The 22,298-nt window shown below is 72.2% G+C and carries 24 protein-coding genes; 15 read left to right on the forward strand and 9 right to left on the reverse strand.

Translation table 11 applies throughout. From position 1 onward, the window contains the following. The first annotated feature begins 126 nt into the window (after nucleotides 1-126). From FIP57_RS04005 to FIP57_RS04015, 3 genes are all read left to right on the forward strand, one after another. Nucleotides 127-1,104, forward strand: coding sequence for a GNAT family N-acetyltransferase (locus FIP57_RS04005; protein ID WP_148572214.1), 978 nt, complete (start codon nucleotides 127-129; stop codon nucleotides 1,102-1,104). 26 nt (nucleotides 1,105-1,130) lie between these two features. Continuing rightward, nucleotides 1,131-2,153, forward strand: a complete 1,023-nt coding sequence (locus tag FIP57_RS04010) for a YihY/virulence factor BrkB family protein (protein WP_148572216.1) — start codon at nucleotides 1,131-1,133, stop codon at nucleotides 2,151-2,153. Nucleotides 2,154-2,236: 83 nt separating this feature from the next. Beyond that, nucleotides 2,237-2,863 (forward strand): DUF5701 family protein, encoded by a 627-nt coding sequence (locus tag FIP57_RS04015; protein WP_148572218.1) that lies wholly within the window; start codon nucleotides 2,237-2,239, stop codon nucleotides 2,861-2,863. Nucleotides 2,864-3,064: 201 nt separating this feature from the next. Here FIP57_RS04015 and FIP57_RS04025 read toward each other — a convergent pair whose 3' ends face one another. Next, nucleotides 3,065-4,063, reverse strand: coding sequence for a YihY/virulence factor BrkB family protein (locus FIP57_RS04025; RefSeq protein ID WP_148572220.1), 999 nt, complete (start codon nucleotides 4,061-4,063; stop codon nucleotides 3,065-3,067). A gap of 55 nt (nucleotides 4,064-4,118) precedes the next feature. Here FIP57_RS04025 and FIP57_RS23050 point away from each other — a divergent pair, with 55 nt between their 5' ends. Continuing rightward, entirely contained in the window at nucleotides 4,119-4,283 is a 165-nt protein-coding gene (locus FIP57_RS23050; RefSeq protein WP_162529673.1) for a hypothetical protein, read from the forward strand. 9 nt (nucleotides 4,284-4,292) lie between these two features. Here FIP57_RS23050 and map read toward each other — a convergent pair whose 3' ends face one another. Beyond that, nucleotides 4,293-5,060 (reverse strand): type I methionyl aminopeptidase, encoded by a 768-nt coding sequence (map, locus tag FIP57_RS04030; protein ID WP_148572222.1) that lies wholly within the window; start codon nucleotides 5,058-5,060, stop codon nucleotides 4,293-4,295. A gap of 192 nt (nucleotides 5,061-5,252) precedes the next feature. Here map and FIP57_RS04035 point away from each other — a divergent pair, with 192 nt between their 5' ends. Continuing rightward, the gene (locus FIP57_RS04035; RefSeq protein WP_148572223.1) at nucleotides 5,253-6,290 is read left to right on the forward strand and encodes an LLM class F420-dependent oxidoreductase; all 1,038 of its coding nucleotides are present in this window, start codon (nucleotides 5,253-5,255) and stop codon (nucleotides 6,288-6,290) included. Between the two features lie 21 nt (nucleotides 6,291-6,311). On the opposite strand, the gene FIP57_RS04040 is transcribed toward FIP57_RS04035, so the two are convergent. Further along, nucleotides 6,312-7,874 carry a phospholipase D family protein gene (locus FIP57_RS04040; protein ID WP_238993266.1) on the reverse strand — a complete coding sequence of 521 codons (1,563 nt, stop codon included), beginning with the start codon at nucleotides 7,872-7,874 and terminating at the stop codon, nucleotides 6,312-6,314. A 370-nt stretch (nucleotides 7,875-8,244) separates the two neighbouring features. Here FIP57_RS04040 and FIP57_RS23940 point away from each other — a divergent pair, with 370 nt between their 5' ends. Genes FIP57_RS23940 through FIP57_RS04055 form a run of 3 tightly spaced genes read left to right on the forward strand, consistent with a single transcriptional unit; the run spans nucleotide 8,245 to nucleotide 10,642 of the window. Beyond that, complete coding sequence (locus FIP57_RS23940) at nucleotides 8,245-8,718, forward strand: AMP-binding enzyme (RefSeq protein ID WP_238993267.1); 474 nt, start codon at nucleotides 8,245-8,247, stop codon at nucleotides 8,716-8,718. Nucleotides 8,719-8,760: 42 nt separating this feature from the next. Further along, entirely contained in the window at nucleotides 8,761-9,003 is a 243-nt protein-coding gene (locus FIP57_RS04050; protein WP_148572227.1) for a hypothetical protein, read from the forward strand. 49 nt (nucleotides 9,004-9,052) lie between these two features. Next, nucleotides 9,053-10,642: an LLM class flavin-dependent oxidoreductase gene (locus FIP57_RS04055; protein ID WP_148572230.1), complete on the forward strand. Its 1,590-nt coding sequence runs from the start codon at nucleotides 9,053-9,055 to the stop codon at nucleotides 10,640-10,642. 15 nt (nucleotides 10,643-10,657) lie between these two features. Here the strand turns inward: FIP57_RS04055 and FIP57_RS04060 are convergent, their stop codons facing one another. Then, nucleotides 10,658-11,182, reverse strand: coding sequence for a crotonase/enoyl-CoA hydratase family protein (locus FIP57_RS04060; RefSeq protein WP_338039890.1), 525 nt, complete (start codon nucleotides 11,180-11,182; stop codon nucleotides 10,658-10,660). Between the two features lie 150 nt (nucleotides 11,183-11,332). On the opposite strand from FIP57_RS04060, the gene FIP57_RS23550 reads away from it, so the two are divergent. Beyond that, nucleotides 11,333-11,605, forward strand: a complete 273-nt coding sequence (locus FIP57_RS23550; protein ID WP_203231090.1) for a hypothetical protein — start codon at nucleotides 11,333-11,335, stop codon at nucleotides 11,603-11,605. A gap of 3 nt (nucleotides 11,606-11,608) precedes the next feature. Here FIP57_RS23550 and FIP57_RS04070 read toward each other — a convergent pair whose 3' ends face one another. Further along, nucleotides 11,609-12,130 carry a gamma carbonic anhydrase family protein gene (locus FIP57_RS04070; RefSeq protein ID WP_148572232.1) on the reverse strand — a complete coding sequence of 174 codons (522 nt, stop codon included), beginning with the start codon at nucleotides 12,128-12,130 and terminating at the stop codon, nucleotides 11,609-11,611. A gap of 49 nt (nucleotides 12,131-12,179) precedes the next feature. Between FIP57_RS04070 and FIP57_RS04075 the strand changes: the two genes are divergently transcribed. Continuing rightward, nucleotides 12,180-13,205: an NADPH:quinone reductase gene (locus tag FIP57_RS04075; RefSeq protein ID WP_148572233.1), complete on the forward strand. Its 1,026-nt coding sequence runs from the start codon at nucleotides 12,180-12,182 to the stop codon at nucleotides 13,203-13,205. 45 nt (nucleotides 13,206-13,250) lie between these two features. Here the strand turns inward: FIP57_RS04075 and FIP57_RS23945 are convergent, their stop codons facing one another. Further along, the gene (locus FIP57_RS23945; RefSeq protein ID WP_238993268.1) at nucleotides 13,251-13,562 is read right to left on the reverse strand and encodes a hypothetical protein; all 312 of its coding nucleotides are present in this window, start codon (nucleotides 13,560-13,562) and stop codon (nucleotides 13,251-13,253) included. On the opposite strand from FIP57_RS23945, the gene FIP57_RS23950 reads away from it, so the two are divergent. Next, nucleotides 13,554-13,745 carry a 2Fe-2S iron-sulfur cluster-binding protein gene (locus FIP57_RS23950; protein WP_275266134.1) on the forward strand — a complete coding sequence of 64 codons (192 nt, stop codon included), beginning with the start codon at nucleotides 13,554-13,556 and terminating at the stop codon, nucleotides 13,743-13,745. The two genes, FIP57_RS23945 and FIP57_RS23950, sit on opposite strands and share 9 nt — an antisense overlap. A 6-nt stretch (nucleotides 13,746-13,751) precedes the next feature. On the opposite strand, the gene FIP57_RS04085 is transcribed toward FIP57_RS23950, so the two are convergent. The 3 genes from FIP57_RS04085 to FIP57_RS04095 form a co-directional block, all read right to left on the reverse strand. After that, a complete protein-coding gene (locus tag FIP57_RS04085; protein WP_203231045.1) occupies nucleotides 13,752-15,158 on the reverse strand; it encodes a WS/DGAT/MGAT family O-acyltransferase in 1,407 nt (468 codons plus the stop codon). 94 nt (nucleotides 15,159-15,252) lie between these two features. Beyond that, nucleotides 15,253-15,909 (reverse strand): MBL fold metallo-hydrolase, encoded by a 657-nt coding sequence (locus FIP57_RS04090; RefSeq protein WP_148572236.1) that lies wholly within the window; start codon nucleotides 15,907-15,909, stop codon nucleotides 15,253-15,255. 41 nt (nucleotides 15,910-15,950) lie between these two features. Next, the gene (locus FIP57_RS04095) at nucleotides 15,951-16,673 is read right to left on the reverse strand and encodes a maleylpyruvate isomerase family mycothiol-dependent enzyme (RefSeq protein ID WP_162529674.1); all 723 of its coding nucleotides are present in this window, start codon (nucleotides 16,671-16,673) and stop codon (nucleotides 15,951-15,953) included. A gap of 95 nt (nucleotides 16,674-16,768) precedes the next feature. Here FIP57_RS04095 and uvrA point away from each other — a divergent pair, with 95 nt between their 5' ends. From uvrA to FIP57_RS23055, 4 genes are all read left to right on the forward strand, one after another. Continuing rightward, nucleotides 16,769-19,756, forward strand: a complete 2,988-nt coding sequence (gene uvrA / locus FIP57_RS04100; protein ID WP_148572240.1) for an excinuclease ABC subunit UvrA — start codon at nucleotides 16,769-16,771, stop codon at nucleotides 19,754-19,756. Nucleotides 19,757-19,853: 97 nt separating this feature from the next. Further along, the gene (locus tag FIP57_RS04105; RefSeq protein WP_148572242.1) at nucleotides 19,854-20,327 is read left to right on the forward strand and encodes a Rieske (2Fe-2S) protein; all 474 of its coding nucleotides are present in this window, start codon (nucleotides 19,854-19,856) and stop codon (nucleotides 20,325-20,327) included. Between the two features lie 24 nt (nucleotides 20,328-20,351). After that, the gene (locus tag FIP57_RS04110) at nucleotides 20,352-20,741 is read left to right on the forward strand and encodes an ankyrin repeat domain-containing protein (protein WP_148572244.1); all 390 of its coding nucleotides are present in this window, start codon (nucleotides 20,352-20,354) and stop codon (nucleotides 20,739-20,741) included. A 161-nt stretch (nucleotides 20,742-20,902) separates the two neighbouring features. Beyond that, the gene (locus tag FIP57_RS23055) at nucleotides 20,903-22,273 is read left to right on the forward strand and encodes a fibronectin type III domain-containing protein (RefSeq protein WP_162529675.1); all 1,371 of its coding nucleotides are present in this window, start codon (nucleotides 20,903-20,905) and stop codon (nucleotides 22,271-22,273) included. Nucleotides 22,274-22,298 lie beyond the last annotated feature (25 nt).

Raw genomic sequence — 22,298 nt, forward strand, 5'->3', positions numbered from 1 at the left:
GGCTGCCGCCCCCCACCTAGCCGCGGCGCCGCGGGGCGGGGCGCCCGGCCCCCCCCGGGGCGCCACGTCCGGTCCACCGCCGAAAATCAGTTTGGCGCAGCGGGAGTGTGGGAGCACCCTGACCGCATGGACATCCGCCCGTTGGACCCCGACGACGCCGCCGCCGTCGCCGCGGCAGCGGGCGTGATCAGCGCGGCCGAGGCCGCCGACGCTCCGTGGCAGTGGCCGGTGACCCCCGAGCGGCTCCGCGGCGTCCTCCTCCACGGCTTCGACCTCGAGACGCCGACCCCGTTCCTCGGGTACGACGGTGAGCAGCCGGTGGCCTTCGGAGCGCTGCACCTCAGCGAGTGGGACAACCTCGACGTCGCCTGGTGGGAGGTGCAGGTCCACCCGGCACACCGCGGGACGGGCGTGGGGACCGCGATGCTCCGCCACCTCGAGAAGACCGGCGTCGAGGCAGGTCGCACCTCGTTCGGCTCCGAGGCGTGGGAGGGCAACCCCGGGGTGGCGTTCGCCCTCCGGCACGGCTACGAGCAGCGGAGCAGCGAGATCCTGCGCCGCCAGCACCTCGCCGAGCTCGACCTCGACGAGATCGACCGGCTCCACCGGGAGGCCGCCGAGGCAGGGCGCGACTACGAGCTGCTCCGGGTGTCGGCGGTGCCCGAGGACCTCCTCGAGCAGTTCGCCGAGCTCGCCGCCTCGATCAACGACGCCCCGCTCGACGACCTCGATCTCGAGGACGAGGTCTACGTGCCGCAACGGGTGCGCAACTACGAGGAGGCGTGCCGTCGGCGGGAGATGACCCTGTACCGCGTGGTCGCCCGCCACCGGGGGACCGGCGAGCTGGCCGGTCACACCGCCGTCGTGGTCGACCGGCTGGCCCCGACGATCGGCTACCAGCACGACACCTCGGTCGCGCGGAAGCACCGCGGCCACCGGCTCGGGCTCCTGCTGAAGGCCGAGCAGGTGCGGTGGCTCCTCGACGTCGAGCCGCAGCTTCGGACGGTCGACACCTGGAACGCCGAGTCGAACGACCACATGATCGCGGTCAACGAGGCGCTGGGCTACCGGTGGACGGCGCGCGAGCTGGCGTTCCAGAAGTAGGGCGCACGATCACGTAGCCTCACCGCGTGGCCCTGAACGTCCGGCGTGTGGACGAGTTCCAGCGTCGGCACCCGTTCATCGGCTTCCCGCTGGCGGTCGCGTACAAGTTCTTCGACGACCAGGGTCCCTACCTCGCCGCCATCCTCACCTACTACGCCTTCGTGGCGATCTTCCCGATCATGCTGATCGCCTCGTCGGTGCTCGGCTTCATCCTCCAGGGCGACGAGGAGCTCCAGGCCCAGCTGTTGGACTCGGCGCTCCGCCAGTTCCCGATCGTCGGCACCCAGCTCGGTCGGCCGGAGGGGCTGGAAGGAAGCACCGGCGCGGTCGTCATCGGTGCTCTCGCGGCCCTCTACGGCTTGCTCGGGCTGGGCCAGGCCGCGCAGCACGCCCTCAACGTTGTCTGGGCGGTCCCGCGCAACAGCCGGTTCAACCCGTTCGTCGGCCGGTGGCGCGGCTTCGTGTCGATGGCGCTCGCCGGGCTCGTGGTGGTGGCGGTGGCCACCGTCTCCGCCCTGAGCGGCAACCTGGGATCCCTCGGGTTCGAGGTCGACGCGCTGCTCCGCTGGATCGGCACCGTGCTCTCGGTGCTCCTGACGGCGGCCGTCCTCGCGCTGATGATGCGCTACACCACGGCGCACCGTCCGTCGTTCCGCACCAACCTGCCGGGAGCCCTCGTCATCGCCGTCCTCTGGCACGTCCTCCAGGTCGCGGGCGGGGAGTACGTCCGCCGGGTCGTCACCGCCGCCAGCGAGATGAACAGCGTCTTCGCGCTGGTGCTCGGCCTGGTCGCGCTGCTCTTCCTCGCCTCGTCGATGGCGGTGATCGGTCTGGAGGTGAGCGTGGTCCGCAACCAGCGGCTCTACCCCCGGGCGCTGCTCACCCCGTTCACCGACGCCGTCGACCTCACCGACGCCGACCGGCGGGCCTACGCGTCGTACGCCAAGGCCCAGCGCCACAAGGGGTTCGAGCGCGTCGAGGTCATCTTCGACGAGCGGGGGACGAAGCGACGTGCAGCCCCCGAGGAATCCGCCCCGCCCGGCCCCTGATCGGGCCGAGCTGCACGTCCGAGTGACCTCCCGGGTTGGCGCACGTGGGTAGCGTTGCTCGCCGATCACGCGGAGGAGGCAGCATGCAGGGTGCGGTGCGGGTCGACGTCCGGGTCAAGCAGCTCGCGGAGGCAGGTGTCGCCGGGCTCGCCGGCGTCCCGGAGGACGAGCTGGAGGCGATGGCCCACGGGCTCGAGGTCGCTGACGGCGACGTGCTGGCGGTGCACCCGTCGCTGGTGCCGGCCGGCGCGCTCGCCGGGCTGCTGCGGCTGGGGGAGAAGCCCGGGTTCGTGCTCGAGGACATGACCGACCTCGACGAGTTCGTGCCCGTCGAGGGGATGGTCGTGCCCGACCGTCCGCTCTACGTCGTCCGCGACGTGGCCCGCGGCGACGAGATGGCCAACTGGAGCCCCGACGAGGCGGCACCCGCGATCGCGGCCGCCGGTCGCTCGCCGCTGACCGTCAGCGAGGGGATCTCGTGGCTCCTCCAGCAGCCGGAGGCGCTCGAGAAGAACCGCTGCTTCATGACGATCGGCTCGCGCAAGCCGAAGGGCAAGGGGCTCGACACACGCGTGCCCGCGCTCTGGATCAGCGGCGGCACCGGGCGGGACGGCAAGGAGCGCCGGGGAGCGCCGAAGGTCGGCTGGTGCTGGGCCGGGAACCGGCACACCTGGCTGGGGTTCGCCTCGACCGCCGGTCGCGCCGGCTGACGTTCAGGCCAGCAGGGCGGAGCCGGCGCGGAGCCGGGCGGCGGCCTCGGTGACAACGCCGTCGACGAGCTCTTCGCAGGTCGGCAGCGAGTCGAGGAGGCCGACGACACGCCCGTCGAAGAAGCCGCCAGCGGTGGGAGCCGGCCGAGGTCGGGCCGCAGTTCGCGAGCTGCTCGCGGAGGCGGTGCCCCCGGAGCCCGTCTACGGCGCTGGGTGAAGCCCCTGGTCGGGGACCTCGGTGCGGTGCGGGCGGCCAGGGTCGTCGTACACGGGGTCGGGGTGGCCGGCACGGCATGCCTCCAGCTGGGCGCACACGGCCGCCCCGTAGAAGAGCGCGACCGACGACAGCAGCGCCCAGAGCAGGAGGGCGAACACCCCTGCGAGCGGGCCGTAGATGTCGCCGAACGAGCCACTGAGCCGCACGTAGAGGGCCAGCCCAGCGGTGGCCGCCATCGCCAGCAGGACCGCGACACCTGACCCCAGCGCCAGCCAGCTCAGCGAGGGCTGCCTGCGGCGAGGCGCGTGGTCGAGCAGCACGGCGACGGTGGTCACCACGAGCACGATCCCGACCGGCCAGCGGGCGATCTCCCACCCGGTCTCCGTGGTGCCGCTCCAGCCGTACTCCTCCACCATCGCCTCCGCGAACGCGCCTCCGGCGACCAGGAGCAGGAATCCGAGCGCGACGGGTGCGGCGAGCAGCGCGGCCAGCACCGCGGCCCGGCCGTACTTCGCGGCAGCGGGCCGGTCCCTGCGGATGCCGTAGATCCGGTTGAGCCCGCGTTCGACCTGGGCCATCGCCGTCGTCATCGACAGCAGGGCGAAGGCGAGACCGAGCACGAGGGCGACCTCGCCGGCATCCTCGCTCGCATCGGCCCCGCCCAGTGCGCCGGCCAGGGCGTCCTGCTGCCCGCCGCCCGGGCTCACGGCCTGCACCGTGCTGGCGATCACCCGGGCCGGCTGCTCGGCGTCGACGTCGGCGGCGAGCCCGGTCAGCGCGAGCAGGAACGGCACGACCGCGAGGCACCCCTGGAGGGCGAGGGCCCGGCTGTTGGTGAACCCGTCGCCGTAGCGGAACCGGCGGAAGGAGTCGACCGCCAGACGCCGGATCCCCACCTTGGAGACCTCGTCCCACGCATCTTCGGCATCGAGCTCGTCACCGTCCATCTCGACGGTGACCGGGACGGTGCGCGCGGTGGTCATGGGCCAGCATGGCGCACCCGGCGCCGTCCCGAGCGGGTGAGGTCAGACCCGCTCGATGATCGTGCCGCTGGCCATGGCGCCGCCAGCGCACATCGTCACGAGCGCGTTGGTCCCAGCTGCGTTCGGGGGCCACGGGGCGCACTACTACATCGGCGCGAACCACCGGCTGCGCCACGCCTGGATCAACGGCATCAAGGTGCTCCGGGTCGACTACCGCTGACCCGGACGGTCAGTCGCGGGCGGTCAGGATCAGTGGTCCGTCCTCGGTGATCGCGACCGTGTGCTCCATGTGCGCACCGCGCGAGCCGTCGGCGCTGCGCAGGGTCCAGCCGTCGCGGTCGGTGTAGATCTTGTCGGTCGACTCGAGCAGCCAGGGCTCGATCGCGATGACCAGCCCGGGCTTGAGCGGGTAGCCCCGCCCGGCGCGCCCGTCGTTGGGGATGTGCGGGTCACCGTGCATCGTCCGCCCCACGCCGTGGCCACCGAACTGGGTGTTCACCGAGTAGCCCTCGGCCTTCGCGACCCCGGAGATCGCCGCGGAGATGTCACCGATCTTCTTGCCGGGCTGGGCGGCGGCGATGCCAGCCTCGAGGCACCGGGTCGTGACGTCGATCAGCCGGAGGTCCTCCTGCCGAGGTGTCCCGACCACCATCGAGATCGCCGAGTCGGCGACCCAGCCATCGACCGAGCAGGCGAAGTCGAGGCTCAGCAGGTCGCCGTCCTCGAGCACGTAGTCGTGCGGGAGGCCGTGGAGCACCGCGTCGTTCACCGACGTGCAGATCACCTTGCCGAACGGGCTCGCCCCGAACGACGGGTGGTAGTCGATGTAGCAGGACTCCGCACCGCGGTCGCGGATCATCTGGTGGGCCAGCTCGTCGATCTCGAGGAGATTCATTCCGACGTCGACCTTCCCGGCCAACGTGGTGAGCACCTCGGCGACGAAGCGCCCCGCGGGACGCATCTGCTGGATCTCGGTGGGGGTACGTAGCTCGATCATGAGGAGGCCAGGCTACCGGGCCGCCCGGGCCCGCCCGGTCAGACCGGCTTGTCGGCCCCCACGGCCCACGTCGCGAGGACTGCGACCCGCCCCCGTAGGCGTGGCCGAGCGCCTTCCGGGCGTCCGGCGCCTGGTGGCAAGGGTCGTGGAGGTCCCAGCAGCCCCAGCGGGGCCCGTGGCAGGGTGGCGGCCATGAAACTGGGACTGCAGCTCGGGTACTGGGGCGCGCAGCCGCCGCAGGGCGTCGGAGAGCTGGTCGCTGCCGCCGAGGAGTCCGGCTGGGACGCCGTGTTCACCGCCGAGGCGTGGGGGAGCGACGCGTTCACGCCGCTCGCCTGGTGGGGACGCGAGACCAGCCGGCTGCGGCTCGGGACCTCGATCGTCCAGATGTCCGGACGCACCCCCACCTCGATCGCCATGCACGCGCTGACCCTCGACCACCTCTCCGGTGGCCGGGTGGTCCTCGGCATGGGCGTCTCGGGGCCGCAGGTGGTGGAGGGGTGGTACGGCCAGCCCTTCGCCAAGCCGCTGGCCCGTACCCGCGAGGTGGTCGAGATCATCCGCAAGGTCCTCGCGCGCGAGGAGCCGGTGACGGCTCCCGGCCCGCACCACCCGCTGCCGTACGACGGCGCGGGCGCGGTCGGCCTCGGCAAGCCGCTGAAGTCGATCGTCCACCCGCTCCGCGCGGACCTGCCGATCTGGCTCGGCGCCGAGGGGCCGAAGAACGTCGCCCAGACCGCAGAGATCGCCGACGGGTGGATCCCGATCTTCTACTCACCGGCCAGCGCGGAGATGTACCGGCCGTGGCTCGACGAGGGGTTCGCGCGGCCGGGGGCGCGTCAAACGCGGGAGACCTTCGAGATCGCCGCGACCTGCCACCTCGAGGTCACCGACGACCCGGCCGCCGCCCTCGAGGCGCTGAAGCCCGTGACGGCCCTGTACATGGGCGGGATGGGCGCCAAGGAGCAGAACTTCCACAAGAACGTCTTCGACCGGATGGGCTACGCCGACGTCACCGAGCAGGTCCAGGAGCTCTACCTCGCCGGCCGCCGGGACGAGGCCGCGGCGCTGGTGCCCGACCGGCTCGTCGACGAGCTGCACGTCGTCGGTGACCCCGGGAAGGTCCGCGAGCGGATCGCCCAGTGGGAGGAGTCGGGGGTCACGACCCTGCTGCTGAGCTGTCGCTCGGCCGACGAGGTGCGCCGGGTGTCCGAGGTCGTCCTGGGCTGAGCCCGTCACCGCCGAGCGCCGTCAGTACCGGCCGCGGAGCCGGAGCCGCCACGGGCGGCCGTCCGGGTCGTGCAGCGCGAGGTACGGCGCCAGCGCGGCCACCCCCGCAACCGGACCGAGCTCGGGCGGCACGAGGCGGCGCAACCTTCCCGGCGGTCGGGCCCCGACGCGGCCGGACGAGTGCCACTCGTCGAGCGCCGCCGCGCTCCGCGCGAAGGCCCGGAACATGGCGGCAGGGTCGACGTCGGGGTCCGGCCGGCCGAGGTGCTCGGCGGCGAGTCGCAGCCGCAGGTCACGGGCGAAGGTGCCCGCCTCGTCGACCACGGCGGCGCTCAGCTCCGAGTCGTGGGTCCAGGAACGGCGGTTGAAGTTGTCGGAGCCGATCGTCGCCCACGTGTCGTCGACGATGCAGGTCTTGGAGTGCACGTAGACCGGTGTCCCCGCAGGGTTCTCGATCCCGTAGAACGCGACGCGTCCGGGTGCCGCCCGCATCATCTCGAGCATCGCCCGGCGGCGGCCGAGAAGCTCCGGCGGGCGCGCGAAGGAGCCCTCGACGTCGGGGTGCAGGGGCAGCACCGCCACGACCAGCAGCTCCGGGTGCTCCCGGAGCGTCCGGGTGAAGACGTCGCCGACGTGGTGGCCCCAGAGGTACTGGTCCTCGACGTAGACCAGGCGGCGGGCGCTGAGCAGCGCCTTGGAGTAGCCGCGGGCGACGCTGCGCTCGCCACCCGGCGCGAACGGGTAGTCGGGGCGGAACCGCAGGTTCGGGTAGGTCCGCAGCAGCTGGACCGCGTGGGTGCCGCCCTCGACTGGAGGTGGGGGCGGCCACTGCTCGGGCATCGGGTCGGGGCGGAGGTCGAGGCCGCGGACCCGGTCCCGCAGCCGGTGGACCGGGTTGCGGCTCAGGGGCGCCGGGTCCTCCCACCTCTCCCGGAAGACCGTCTCGACGTCGTGCACCGCAGGTCCGCTGATCGCCGCCTGGACGTCGTGCCAGGGCGGGGTCGGCATGTACTCCGACGCCATCGCGAAGACCTGGGGATCGCCACGGTGCTCGGCGTCGTCGCGGCGGGAGTGGCACAGGTCGATCCCGCCGACGTAGGCCACGTCGCGGCCCGGGTCGTCGCGGTGCCGGATGACCAGGAGCTTCTGGTGGTGCGAACCGCCCACGCGGACCCGCATGTCGAGCAGCACCTCGGCCCCGTGGCGCTGCAGCGTGCGCCCGAGCAGTCTGTTCTCGTCGGCGGTCATGCCGAACCCGTCCCAGTGCGAGCGCCAGACCAGCCCGCGCACGTCCACACCGCGCTCGTCGGCGCGGGCGAGGACGTCGGCGACCTCGCTGCCGGGCGCGTCGGTCAGCCGCTGGTCGGCGTCGCCCTGCCAGTCGGTGAAGAGGACCAGGTCTCCCGGCCGGGTCGCCTCGAGCCGCTCGTGGAGCTCGGCGAAGTACGTCGCGCCGTGCACCAGCGGGCGGACCAGGTTGCCGGTCGACCACGCCTGCTGCCCTGGGTGGCGGGCGTCGAGCCGGGTGCTCGGGTTGCCGCGCTCCTCCTCGGTGAGGAACCAGTGCGGCAGCGGACTCGTCACCCGCCCATCCTGCGCCTGTCCACCACGCTGGGCCGCCGTTGCCACGGGATAGAACACGTTCTAGTGTCGGGCCACGAACGCCCTCACCAGCGGCCCCCACCTCGGCCACCTGCTGGCCGGCGCGCTCGCGCGCCACCGAAACGACCCGGTGCTCCACGTCGAGGGGCAGGTGCTGACCGGGCAGGAGCTCGGCCGACGAGATCAGCCGCTACGTCGGGGCCTTCGAGTCGCTGGGGCTGGGTACGGGCAGCGCGGTCGGGATGCTCGCGCTCAACCGTCCCGAGGTGCTCAGCGTGATCGGGGCGGGGCAGATGACGGGGCTCCGGCGGACGGCGCTCCACCGCTGGGGTCGATCGACGACCACGCCCACGTGCTCGCCGACGGCTACCGGCAGCTCCCCGACGCGACCGCCGAGACGTCCCGCGACGGCTGGCTGCGGACCGGCGACGTGGCCCGGGCCGACGAGGACGGGTTCTGGTACCTCGTCGACCGCACCAAGGACATGATCGTCACCGGCGGCTTCAACGTCTTCCCGCGAGAGGTCGAGGACGTGGTCGCCGAGCACCCGGCGGTCGCGCAGGTCGGCGTCGTCGGCGTCCCCGACGAGAAGTGGGGCGCGGCGGCGACGGCGGTGGTCGTGCTCCGCCAGGGGCACCCCCGGGACGAGGCCTCGGTCGCCACCCTGACCGCCGAGATCCAGGCCGTGGTCAAGGAGCGAAAGGGATCGGTGCAGGCGCCGAAGCAGGTCGTCGTCACCGAGTCGCTGCCGCTCACGGCTTTGGGGAAGCCGGACAAGAAAGCCCTGCGGGCAGTGTTCTGGGAGGACCGCTCCCGCGCCGTCTGACCGGCTCGTGTCGGGTGCGGCCCGATCGGGTAGGGGACCGGCATGACGATCCCGGACCCAGACGCAGACTTCGTGCAGCAGGTCCTCGCCTCCGCACGGCGGCTCCTCGACGCCGAGGGCACCCCGCCGGAGGTCACCGACCTGCAGATCGCCGACGACACCGGCCTCGAGCTCCCCACCGTGCGTGCCGTGCTCCTCGCCGAGGAGGGCAAGCGGGTGACGATGAACCGCTCGGAGGTGGAGGACGAGCCCTGGGTGGTCGGCCGGGCCGAGCCCCTCGGGTGATCCTGGCTCGGGCGTGGCACCCTTGAAGCAACAACTTCAAGGAGACGCGATGCCCGACCTCGGCCACGACCTGCTGTTCGGCACCTTCCTGACGCCGCGGGCCGACGAGCCCGACCGCGTGGTCGCGCTCGCCCAGCTGACGGAGCAGGCCGGTCTCGACCTCGTCACGGTCCAGGACCACCCCTACCAGGCGCGGTTCCTCGACACCTGGACGCTGCTCTCCGTGATCGCCGCCCGAACCACCACCGTGCGGGTCGCCCCCAACGTCGCCAACCTGCCGCTGCGGACACCGGCCGTGCTGGCCCGGAGCGCTGCGAGCCTCGACCTGCTCACCGGCGGGCGGATCGAGCTCGGCCTCGGCGCGGGGGCCTTCTGGGACGCGATCGCGGCGATGGGCGGTCCACGGCGGACACCGGCCGAGAGCGTCGAGGCCCTCGAGGAGGCCATCGCGGTGATCCGGGGCGTGTGGGACACCAGCGGCCGGTCGGTGCGCGTCGAGGGCACCCACTACACGGTCAAGGGGGTGCACCCGGGCCCGGCGCCGGCGCACGACGTCGGCATCTGGGTCGGCGCTTACAAGCCGCGGATGCTGCGGCTCACCGGGCGGCTGGCCGACGGGTGGCTGCCGAGCAGCTCGTACGCCGGCCCCGAGACGCTGCCGGGGATGACCGACGTGCTCGAGGAGGCCGCCCACGCAGCCGGCCGTGAACCGAAGGACGTGCGGCGGCTCTACAACGTCGACGGCCGGTTCCAGCAGCGGTCCGCCGGCTTCCTCCAGGGGCCGCCCGAGCAGTGGGCGGAGCAGCTCGCCGAGCTGACCCTCACGGTCGGCACCAGCACCTTCATCCTCGCCGGCGACGACCCCGACGCCATCCGGCGCTTCGGCGCCGAGGTCGCGCCCGCGGTCCGTGAGCTCGTCGAGTCCGCAAGGGCGGTCGAGCCTGTCGAGACCACCGAGCCTGTCCAGGCCGCACGGGTGGTCGAGCCTGTCGAGACCACCGCTCCCGACGAGGTGGTCTCGACAGGCTCGGCCGACGTGAGCGCCTTCCCCGTCGCCCCCACACCCGACGACGGAACGCGGCTCAGCGAGCGGACGGTCTGGGACGAGAGCACCCGTCCGACCGGGCCGGCGCCGGATCCCGACCGCAGCTACACCCCGCACGAGCAGGCCGCGGGGCAGCACCTCGTCGACGTCCACGACCACCTCCGCCAGGAGCTGGCCCAGCTCCGCGACCTGGTCCAGCAGGTGGCGGCCGGCGACGCCGACCCGGGGGTCGCCCGGTCGCACATCGCCACGATGACGATCCGTCAGAACCGGTGGACGGTCGGGGCCTACTGCGCGTCGTACTGCCGGGTGGTGACGACGCACCACACGATCGAGGACCGCAGCATGTTCCCGCACCTGCGCCGCGCCGACCCGCGGCTCGCGCCGGTGATCGACCGGCTCGAGGAGGAGCACCACGCGATCCACGACGTGCTCGAGGAGGTCGACCGCGCGCTCGTCTCGTTCGTCGCGGGTCCCGAGGGGGTGCGGACCGTGCAGGGAGCGGTCGACCTGCTCAGCGACACGCTGCTGTCGCACCTGTCCTACGAGGAGCGTGAGCTCGTCGAGCCGCTCGCGCGGCTCGGGTTCGCCTGAGCCCGCCGCGCAGGGTCAGCGCCCCTGGAACTCCGGCTTCCGCTTCTCCATGAACGCCTCCGGGCCCTCCTTGGCGTCGGCGCTGGCGAAGACCCGGGCCCCGACCTCGGCGTCGGCCTTCCAGCAGTCGTCCTCGTGGAGCCCCTCGCTGTCGCGGATCGTGCGCAGCACCGCCTGCACGGCGAGTGGGCCGTTGGCGGCGATCGCCTCCGCGATCTCGAGCGCCTTCTCCAGCGCCGTGCCGTCGGGCACCACGTGGCCGACCAGCCCCAGCTGCTTGGCCTCGTCGGCGCGGACGTGCCGACCGGTCAGCAGCAGCTCCGCCGCCACCGTGTAGGGGATCTGGCGGGGGAGCCGCACCGCCGAGCCGCTCAGCGGGTAGAGCCCCCACCGGACCTCGGAGACGCCGAACCGCGCGCTCTGGCCGGCCACCCGGATGTCGGTGGCCTGCAGGATCTCGGTGCCGCCGGCGATCGCCGGACCCTCGACCGCCGCGACGAGCGGCTTCGTGAGCCGGAACCCCTTGAGCAGGGACTTGATCCGCGACGGGTCGAACCGCCATCCTCGAACTTCTCGCGCTGGGGTGGCTCTCGGTCATCGCCGAGAGGTCCGCCCCCGCGCAGAACGCACCCCCGGCGCCGGTGAGCACCGCGACCCGGATCCTCGTTCACGCGGTCCCAGGCGTCGCTCATGATCGCGAGCATCTCGCCGGAGAGGGCGTTGCGCTTCTCGGGCCGGTTCATCGTCACCACGAGCGTGTGGCCGACCTGCTCGACGAAGGCGTGCGGCTCGGGCATCGGGACCCTCCTGCGGTCCGGTCCGGAGCGGACCGTGATCTCGATGCCGGTCGGCCAGATCGTCGGGTCGATGAGCTCGGTACGTCCGGTCGCCGCGGTCATGGCCGACCTGGTCACCGGCTTCGAGGACACGGTCGCGCGGCTCGACAAGCTCCGCAGCGCCTGAGGCTCACAGCTCGGCGATGCCGCGCTTGTGCAGCTGCGCAAGCTGCCGGTAGCCGGCCGGGTTCGACCGCACCCACTCCTCGGTGGTGCCCGTCAGCGGGCCCCGCACCTTCGCCGGCTGCCCCATCGCGACCACCTCGTCGGGGAGCTCGGCGCCGGCGGTGACCAGCGACCCGGCGGCCACCAGGGTCCGGCGGCCGACCACGGCGTCGTCGAGCACCGTCGTCCCGTTGCCGACCAGCGCCTCTTCACCGATCGTCGCGCCGTGGACGACGCAGAGGTGGCCGATCGTGGCGCCGGGACCGATCTCGCAGCGGCCGCCGGGGCGCGCATGGAGCACGCTGCCGTCCTGCACGTTCGCACCTGCACGCACGACGATCGGGCCGGCATCACCGCGGAGCACGGCGTTGTACCAGACCGAGGCCTCCTCCTCGACGGTGACGTCGCCGATCAGCACGGCGGTCGGGGCGACGAAGGCGGAGGGCGCGACGGTCGGGCTGGTGCCCTGGAACGAGTAGAGCGGCATGGCGGCACGCTAGCCGCACGTCTTCGCGGGCCCGGGCTACGGTCGCACCATGCGAGCGATCAGCTACTCCCGCACGGGATCCCCCGACGTCCTGGTCCTCGAGGACCGACCGGTGCCCGAGCCCGGACCCGGCGAGGTCCTCGTCCGCATCCACCGCTCCGGGGTCAACCCGACCGACTGGAAGTCGCGCCGCGGCGCGGAGCCCGGCACCCCCGTCGACCCGGCCCAGGTGCCCAACCAGGACGGGGCCGGCGTCGTCGAGGCGGTCGGTCAGGGGGTGCAGGAGACGTGGCTCGGGCAGCGGGTCTGGGTCTGGGAGGCGGCGTACGGACGGCCCGCCGGCGGCACCGCGCAGGAGTACGCCGCCGTGCCCGCCCGCCAGGTGGTGCTGCTCCCGGACCACGCGTCGTTCGACCTCGGCGCGGCGCTCGGGATCCCGTTCCTCACCGCGCACCGGTGCCTGACCGTCACCGAGGGCGGGCCGAGGCGGCTCGGCCCCGGGACGCTGCAGGGGCGCACGGTGCTCGTCTCCGGCGGGGCGGGTGCAGTGGGCAACGCGGCGATCCAGCTCGCCCGCTGGTCCGACGCCACCGTGCTGACCACGGTCTCCAGCCCCGAGAAGGCGCACCTGGCCGCGCGGGCGGGTGCGGACCACGTCATCGACTACAAGCGCCAGGACGTCGTCGCCGAGGTGCGCGCGATCGCCCCGCACGGCGTCGACACGATCGTCGAGGTGGCCGCCGCCGCAAATGCCGAGGTCGACGCCGGCGTGGTGGGGCAGCACGGCTCGGTCGCGGTGTACGCCGACGACGGTGGCGCGCCCCTCACCTTGCCGGTCCGCCCGCTGATGGTCCCCAACGCCCGCTGGCAGTTCGTGCTCGTCTACACCGCGCCGGACGGCTGGAAGGAGCAGGCTCTCCAGGACGTCTCGGCCGCGGTCCTCGACGAAGCGGTGGCCATCGGGGAGGAGGTCGGGCTCCCGGTGCACCACTACCCCCTCGAGCGCACGGCCGACGCGCACGCCGCCGTCGAGGGCGGAGCCGTCGGCAAGGTGCTGGTCGACGTCACCGACTGACGGCCTCTCGCCCGGTCATCGCGAAACGGGTGACGAACGACGTGTTCAGGCGCTCCTGGGCGGTCGTTCGTCACCCGTTGCCGGCGGGCGGCCGAGGCTCCTGGCGAGCCGGTGAGCACCGTCGTACTCATGGAGGGCGTTCGTGCCCTCCAGCCACAGGTCGGCCCGCGCGACCTCGTCACCGGCTGCGTCGAGGAGCACGTACTGCGGCTGCACCGCAATCCCGCAAGCCACGTGGAGGATCCGCGGCAGGGTCTCCCAGGGCGACTCCGATCGACCGTCGGCGAGCTCGAGGGCCTGGCGCAACGACGGAGCACCGCGTCGACGACGGGCCGCCGAGACCTGCAGCTGGTCCACGAAGCCGCAGCCCGTCACGCACGTGCAAGGCACTGCTCGGCCTGCGCCTGCATCGTGCTCGACGGCGAGGTCACGATGAAGGCCAACGACGTGCTCGACGACGACGACCTCGTCGACGGCGTCAGGCTCGCCTGCCAGTCGCTCCCGGTGACCGACACCGTGATGGTCACCTACTCCGGCTGAGCCGCCTCACGGCAGGCCCAGCGCCTCCTCGAGCTCCTGGAGCGCCTCGCCGCTGTAGACCGCGACGCGCTGCAGGTGAGGGAGGCTGTCGCGGCACCCGGTGAACCCGATGCAGAAGCAGTCGGCGTTGCTGATGCCGGTGATGTTGAGCGCCTGGCCGTGGAACAGCAGGGACAGCGGGTAGTACTCCTCCAGCCGCGAGCCGTTGTAGTAGCGGGGCTCCCGCAGCCCGGGCACGTTGGAGACCACCAGGTTCGCGTCCGGCGGGCCGAGGCCACCGACGCCGAGCACGGCCTGGCCGAGGAAGGGCCCCATCAGCACCGCGGTATAGGTGTCCATCAGCGTCGTGCCGGCCTCGGGCAGCCGGTCCTTCGCGGCGCGCGTGGACTCGTGGACCACGCGGATCCGATCGAGCGGGTCGGCGATGTCGGTGCCGAGCGAGGCGTAGAGGAAGGTGATCGAGTTGCCGACCCCCGCGCCGCCCTCGGGCCGCACCGACACCGGGACGTTCGCGGTGAGTGCCGTCGAGGGGAGCGCGCCGAGCTCGTCCAGGTAGCGGCGCAGGGCGCCACCGACGATCGCCAGGAAGACGTCGTTGATGCTGCCCTCGGCCGCCTTCGCCACGCGCTTGAGCCGGTCGACCTCGTAGATCTGGGTCGCGAAGCGGCGCGGCGCCTGGATCCGGACGTTGAGCGCCGAGCGGGGCGCCCGGAAGGGGACGGCCCGGTCCCCGACGTGGAGCCCGGTGGCCGACTCGGCGTACGTCTTGGCAAGCGAGCCGACGACGGAGCGGGCGCTGCGCACGATCGCGAAGGGGTCGAAGCCGTCGTCGAGCTTCTCCTCGCGCTTGCGGTCGAGGTGCGCCACCCCCGACTGGTCGGGGCCGCTGGTGCCGACCGCCCACGGCGGCAGCATGTCCCGGTCGTCCGGGTCGACCGAGAACATCCGCCGCGCCAGCCGGACACCCCCGACGCCGTCGATCTGCGAGTGGTGCACCTTCATGTAGAGCGACCACTTGCCGGGCTCGACACCCTCGATGACGTGGCACTCCCACAGCGGGTAGCGGCGGTCGAGCCGGCTCGTGTGCAGCCGGGAGACCAGCACGCCCAGCTCGCGCTGCCCGCCCGGGCTCGGCACGGCGGAGTGGCGCAGGTGGTAGTCGAGGTCGATCTCGTCGTCCGTGAGCTCACCCCAGCGGGGGAGCCCCGGCCCTCGCAGCACGTAGTTGAACGGCGGCCGGAAGGTGCGGACGGTCCGCCAGTGGTTGACCAGGTCCTCGAGGTAGCACTCGTCGGCGTCCTCCGGCATCGAGAACGTCGCCAGCATGCCGACGTGCATCGGGGTGCGCCGCGACTCCGCGAACAGCCACGCGGCGTCGTTGATCTTGAGGATCCTGCCGGGCAGTCCGAGCACGCTGCTCCTCCTGGGCTCGAGGGGCTCGCAGTCTCCTACCGCCCTGCGCTGCTCCGCAAACGACCGCAAACGACGCCGGGCCGTGCGAGTCAGGTCACCAGCCGCGGGCCTCCCACTCGGCGAGGTGCGGTCGCTCGGCGCCGAGCGTCGAGTCGTTGCCGTGGCCCGGGTAGAACCACGTCTCGTCCGGGAGCCGGTCGAAGATCTTGGTCGAGACGTCGCGGAACAACGACCGGAAGTTGTCGGCGTCGCCGAAGGTGTTGCCGACGCCGCCCGGGAAGAGGCTGTCACCGGTGAAGAGGTGGGGCGTGCCCGACGGGTCGTCGTACAGCAGCGCGATCGAGCCGGGCGTGTGGCCGACGAGGTGGATCACCTCGAGCGAGCAGGCCCCGACCTGGATCGTGTCCCCGTCGCGCACCGGGTGGGTGGTCGGCACCGGGATCCCCTCGACGTCGTCGGCGCCCGCGTAGGTGTCGGCGCCGGTGGCGGAGCAGACGTCGGCGAGCGCCTGCCAGTGGTCCCAGTGCTGGTGGGTGGTCACGATCGAGGCGAGCCCGCCCTCACCCACCAGGGCCATGATCCGGTCGGGCTCGGCAGCCGCGTCCACGAGGAGCTGCTGGTCGGTGCGGCGGCACCGCAGCAGGTAGGTGTTGTTGTCCATCTCGCCGACGGACATCTTGCTGATCATGAGCTCGGGGAGCTCGCGCACGTCGGACGGGCCGCCCTGGGTCACCTTGCCGTGGTACGTCATGCGAGGGTCATCTCCGCTCTCGTCTCCGGTCGTCTCCGGTCTCACCGCCACCGCCCGACCTCGGGCAGCGTGCCAGCAGAGCATGCCAGCCCGGTGCCGTCGCCCCGACCGAGGAGCCACCACACGAGGTCCGGCGCCGTCCCGCGGACCGTCGGTCCGTCGCTGCCGACCTCGATTCTGCGCTCGAGGTCCTCGGCTTCAAGCACGAGGTCCCAGCCGTCCGCGTCGAGCTCGCGCCGACGCCGCTCGAGGAGCAGCTCGAGGAAGGCGACGGGCCAGTCGCCGGGGGAGTAGCCCAGCCCGAGGTCGGCGTGGTGCACCTCGACCTCCACCCAGCGCAGCATCCCGACACGGGCGACCTTGAACTGCTGCGACCCGGGGGTCCGCGAGACGAGGGCCGCACCGCGGTCGGCCGGCAGGCCGCGGGCTGCGCGTTCGAACCGCGCCGACGAGGCCTCGGCGTCCTGCACCAGCTCTTCGACCGGCCGCCCGGCACCGGCCTCGACGTCGGCGTCGCGCTGCTCCTGCGAGGCGTACATGGGGCGCTCCTCGCCGGTCAGCGCCCAGTGCAGCAGGTTGCCGAGAGCGTCGGCGTTGCGGCTGACGTGGGTGACGACGTGGCCGCGCGTCCACCCCGGCAGCAGGGAGGGCGCCCGGGCCTCGGCGTCGGTCAGCGCGTGCAGGGTCGCCAGGTACCGTGAAGTGGCCACCACCGTCTCCTCGACGTAGGGCACGCCCGACGGCCCTCCGGTCCCAGCGGTCATGCGATCCATCCAACCCGGAGTGTCGGGCTTGTGCCAGAGCGGTGCCGTGGCGAACACTTGTTCGAACACAGACGACGACGGCAGGACACTCACCGGTGGCAGACCAGCTCATCATCCGCGGGGCGCGGGAGCACAACCTCAAGGACGTCTCGCTCGACCTGCCGCGCGACTCCCTCATCGTCTTCACCGGGCTCTCTGGCTCCGGCAAGTCGAGCCTCGCCTTCGACACGATCTTCGCCGAGGGCCAGCGGCGCTACGTCGAGTCGCTGTCGGCGTACGCCCGGCAGTTCCTCGGCCAGATGGACAAGCCCGACGTCGACTTCATCGAGGGGCTGTCGCCGGCGGTCTCGATCGACCAGAAGTCGACCTCGAAGAACCCCCGCTCCACGGTGGGCACGATCACCGAGGTCTACGACTACCTCCGGCTCCTCTACGCCCGGGCGGGCCGCCCGCACTGCCCGACGTGCGGCGAGCCGATCTCTCGGCAGACGCCGCAGCAGATCGTCGACCGCATCCTCCAGCTCGAGGAGGGCACCCGCTTCCAGGTGCTGGCCCCGGTGATCCGCGGCCGCAAGGGGGAGTACGTCGACCTCTTCCGCCAGCTCCAGACCCAGGGTTTCTCGCGCGTGCGGGTCGACGGCGAGACCCACCTGCTCACCGAGCCGCCGACGCTGGAGAAGCAGAAGAAGCACACGATCGAGGTCGTCGTCGACCGGCTGGCCGCGAAGGCGAGCGCCAAGCGCCGGCTCACCGACTCGGTCGAGACCGCGCTCAACCTCGCCGGCGGGCTCGTGGTCTTCGACTACGTCGACCTGCCGGCCGACGACCCCCACCGCGAGCAGCGGTTCTCGGAGCGGATGGCGTGCCCCAACGAGCACCCGATCGATACCGACGAGCTCGAGCCGCGGTCGTTCTCCTTCAACTCGCCCTTCGGTGCGTGCCCGGAGTGCCACGGCATCGGCACCCGGATGGAGGTCGACCCCGAGCTCGTCGTCACCGACCCGTCGGCCACCCTCGCCGAGGGCGCGGTGACCCCGTGGACGGGCGCGCACGTCGCCGACTTCTTCCAGCGGCTGCTCGGGGCGCTCGGCCAGGAGCTCGGGTTCGACCTCGACACCCCGTGGGAGAAGCTCCCGGCGAAGGCCCGCAAGTCGATCCTCGACGGCCACCCGACGAAGGTGCACGTCAAGCACCGCAACCGCTACGGCCGCGAGCGCTCCTACTACACCGCCTTCGAGGGGGTCCGCCCCTACATCGAGCGGCGCCACCGGGAGGCCGAGTCCGACACCAGCCGGGAGCGGTTCGAGGGCTACATGCGCGAGGTGCCGTGCCCGGTCTGCGAGGGGTCGCGGCTCAAGCCGGTGTCGATGGCGGTCACGATCGGCGGCCGCAACATTGCCGAGGTCTGTGCGATGTCGATCGACGAGACCTCGCAGTTCCTGCGCACGGTCGAGCTCTCGCCCCGTGAGCGGCAGATCGCCGAGCGGGTGCTCAAGGAGATCCAGGACCGGCTCCAGTTCCTCCTCGACGTCGGGCTCGACTACCTCTCGCTCAACCGCCCCTCGGGGTCGCTGTCGGGCGGCGAGGCGCAGCGGATCCGGCTCGCGACCCAGATCGGCGCCGGGCTCGTCGGCGTCCTCTACGTGCTCGACGAGCCCTCGATCGGGCTCCACCAGCGCGACAACCACCGGCTGATCGAGACGTTGCTGCGCCTCCGCGACCTCGGCAACACGCTGATCGTGGTCGAGCACGACGAGGACACGATCCGCATCGCCGACTGGGCGGTCGACATCGGTCCCGGCGCCGGCGAGCACGGCGGCCAGGTGGTCCACTGCGGCACCGTCGAGGAGCTGTTGAAGCACCCGGACTCGGAGACCGGGCTCTACCTCTCCGGCCGCAAGCAGATCCCCGTCCCGGAGGTGCGTCGGCCGCGGACCCCAGGCCGGGAGCTCAAGGTCGTCGGCGCCAAGGAGCACAACCTCAAGAACATCGACGTCTCGTTCCCGCTCGGCCAGTTCGTCGCCGTCACCGGGGTCAGCGGGTCCGGGAAGTCGACGCTGGTCAACGACATCCTCTACACCGCGCTCGCCAAGCAGATCTACAACGCCCGCACCGTCCCGGGCCGGCACCGCCGGATCGAGGGGCTGGAGAACGTCGACAAGGTGATCCACGTCGACCAGTCGCCGATCGGCCGCACCCCGCGCTCGAACCCGGCGACGTACACCGGGGTCTTCGACCACGTGCGCAAGCTCTTCGCCTCGACCCCCGAGGCGAAGATGCGCGGCTACCAGCAGGGGCGATTCTCGTTCAACGTCAAGGGCGGCCGCTGCGAGGCCTGCTCCGGCGACGGCACGATCAAGATCGAGATGAACTTCCTGCCGGACGTCTACGTCCCCTGCGAGGTCTGCCACGGCGCGCGGTACAACCGCGAGACGCTCGAGGTGCACTACAAGGGCAAGACGATCGCCGAGGTCCTCGACATGCCGATCGAGGAGGCCGTCGACTTCTTCGAGGCGGTCCCGTCGATCAGCCGCTACATGCGCACCCTGGTCGACGTCGGGCTCGGCTACGTCCGGCTCGGCCAGCCCGCCCCGACCCTCTCCGGCGGTGAGGCGCAGCGGGTGAAGCTCGCCACCGAGCTCCAGCGCCGCTCCACGGGGCGCACGATCTACGTGCTCGACGAGCCGACGACGGGGCTGCACTTCGAGGACATACGCAAGCTGCTGGTGGTGCTGAGCCGTCTCGTCGACCAGGGCAACAGCGTGCTGGTCATCGAGCACAACCTCGACGTGATCAAGACCGCCGACTGGATCATCGACATGGGTCCCGAGGGCGGCAACCGCGGCGGCACGGTCGTGGCCGAGGGGACGCCCGAGGAGGTCGCGGAGAACCCGGACAGCCACACCGGGCGGTTCCTCAAGCCGCTGCTCGAGGGCCAGCTGCGGACCACGTCGAGCCCCAACGGCAAGCCGCGCAAGGCCGCTGCCACGAAGAGCGCAAAGGGCACGACCGCGAAGCGGACGGCGGCGAAGAAGAGCGCATCGACCCGGCGCACGGTCGCCAAGGAGAAGGCCGGGCGCTGACCCGGCGCGGGGGTACTAGCACCATCGGACACCGGTTGCGAACCCCGGTTGTCACTAGGGTGGTCCTCGCCGACCGACGACGACCGTGAGGACAGCGATGACCGACCGAGACCTGACCCGACGCGCCTTCGGCAGCGCCGCCCTCCTCGGGGTGGCGGCACCCGTGCTCGCGGCGTGCGGTGAGGACGAGCCGTCCTCCACCAGCGGCTCGACGTCCTCCGGCACGCCGTCGGGGGACGGCTCCCCGAGCGGCGGCGGTGATGGAGGTGGTGGCGGCTCCGCAGCCGGCGGGCTGGTGGCCGCCGCCGACGTGCCGGTCGGGGGTGGCGTGGTCCTCCAGGACGAGGAGCTCGTCGTCACCCAGCCCAGCGAGGGCACCTTCAAGGGGTTCAGCGCGATCTGCACCCACCAGGGGTGCCTGGTCGCCGGCGTCGCCGACGGCGAGATCAGCTGCAACTGCCACGGCAGCGTCTTCTCCGCCGACGACGGCAGCGTCGTCAACGGCCCCGCGACGAGCGCTCTGGAGGAGGTCACCGTCAAGGTCGACGGCGACCAGGTCACCCGCGGCTGAGCCACCGCCGACTACGGTGGCGCGGTGACCGAGCACCTCACCCCCGACGAGCTGGCCTTCCTCCAGTCCGCCTTCGAGCTCGCCCGCGAGGGCGACACCGACCAGCTGGCGCAGTACGTCGACCAGGGGCTGCCGGTGAACCTCACCAACTCCGCCGGCGACACCCTGCTGATCCTCGCGGCCTACCACAAGCACGAGGAGCTGGTCCGGGCGCTGCTCGAGCGCGGTGCCGACCACGCCCGCGTCAACGACCGGGGCCAGACCGCGCTGGCGGCTGCCGTGTTCCGCCAGGACGCCGGCATCGTCAACGCCCTGCTCGATGCGGGCGCCGACCCGCAGCTGGGCCCGAAGTCGGCGGTCGCGATCGGCGAGCTCTTCGACCTCCCGGAGATGCTCGCGCTGCTGCGCCGGTGAGCCACAGCGGACTAGGCCACAAGACCTGAATCGGCGGGACTTTACGCCTAGGCGCAGGGTGACGTGAGTCATGTTTGGGTTTTTCGCGGCAATAGTCGCATTTGCCTCCGTAGCGTCATTTGGGTACCCCCTTCGACCCCCCTAGAAAGGGACGTTCACCCATGCGTTACCCGCACCTCGCAGCCGTCGGGCTCACGGCCATCGCAGCGATGTCCGTCGCCCTGCCCGCTGCTTCCGCGGCCGTCGCCCCCTCGGCGCCGGCGTCCTGTTCCGCCACGGCGACCGCCGGTGGAGGCCTTCGCGTCACCTGGACGCAGCCGACGTCGAGTGGGAGCTCGCGCGTTTCCGGCTACAAGATCGCCGAGCAGGGCTACGCGAAGCCCGTCGTCTCGGTGAAGGCCTCGGCCCGGTCCACGGTCTGGACCAAGAAGCTCCGTGACACCAAGGACATCCGGTTCACGGTGCGAGCGGTGAGTGCCGTCGGCAAGTCCAAGACCTGCACCACCGCGGCCCTCGGCGGGACGGCGGATCCCGCTGAGCCGGCCCCGGCGCCTGCTCCCGCCCCCGCCCCGGAGGCCCCTGCTCCCGGCACCTCCGAGCCCGCCTCGGAGGCCGCGGCGCTCCTGCCGTACACGGCGGAGTCGTTCTTCAAGTCGCGCGTCGACGGGGCCGACGTCCCCGTGGACGCCGCGCGCACCGCGTCGTTCCACGCCTTCATGCGCTCCCACCCCGACCAGGGCGGCGCCGGGATCACCTGGCCCAAGGTCAACATGAACGAGAAGTGGGCGATGAGCTACCACGTCGGGCGCGCAAGCGACCCCGTGTGGCGACTCAAGGGCGGCAACACCTCCGACCCCCGGCTCCGCATCCTGACCACCCAGGGGTTCCACATGGCCGACTCGGTGGCCGACTCGTTCCCCACCGGGGACCAGGACCGTCCGGGCGTGATGGTCGACCCCGTGTTCGGCTACACCGCGCAGTTCGCCGACGCCGTGCCGGACAAGGCGACCCGCACGATCACCGTCTCCAACGCGGGGATCATGTGGCACTCCTCGAACGGCCTCGACCACCGCAACCCCGTCAGCGACGACAGCCGCAACTTCTCCTCGCGTGGGCGGATCCTCGACGCAATGGTGATCCGGCGCGACGTGCTCGACCGTGCGATCGCCGAAGGAACGGGGCTCGGCCACGTCCTGCACCTGTTCTTCGTCGAGACGAGCACCGCGGACGGCTTCGCGCACCCCATGGTCGGTGACGAGAGCGAGAACTTCGGGTGGGGCGCGGAGGGCGAGCGCATCCGTATCAAGCCCGGTATCGACCTGGCTGCGCGCGGGCTCTCCGGCGCCTGCCTCGCGGTCGCCCGCACGATGCAGGAGAACGGCGCCTACATCGGCGACAACTCCGGCTCGGCCACCCAGATCAAAGCCTCGCAGCCCGCGGCCTACGCCGGGACGAACCTCGGCACGGATTGCATGAAGGGCAAGGTCTCGTTCGACGACTTCGAGGTCGTCAAGCTCGGCTGGAGCCGCTGAGGGCTCAGCCCCGGCCAGGGCGTCG

Source organism: Nocardioides caldifontis (genome assembly GCF_008087345.1).
Classification (GTDB): domain Bacteria; phylum Actinomycetota; class Actinomycetes; order Propionibacteriales; family Nocardioidaceae; genus Marmoricola_A; species Marmoricola_A caldifontis.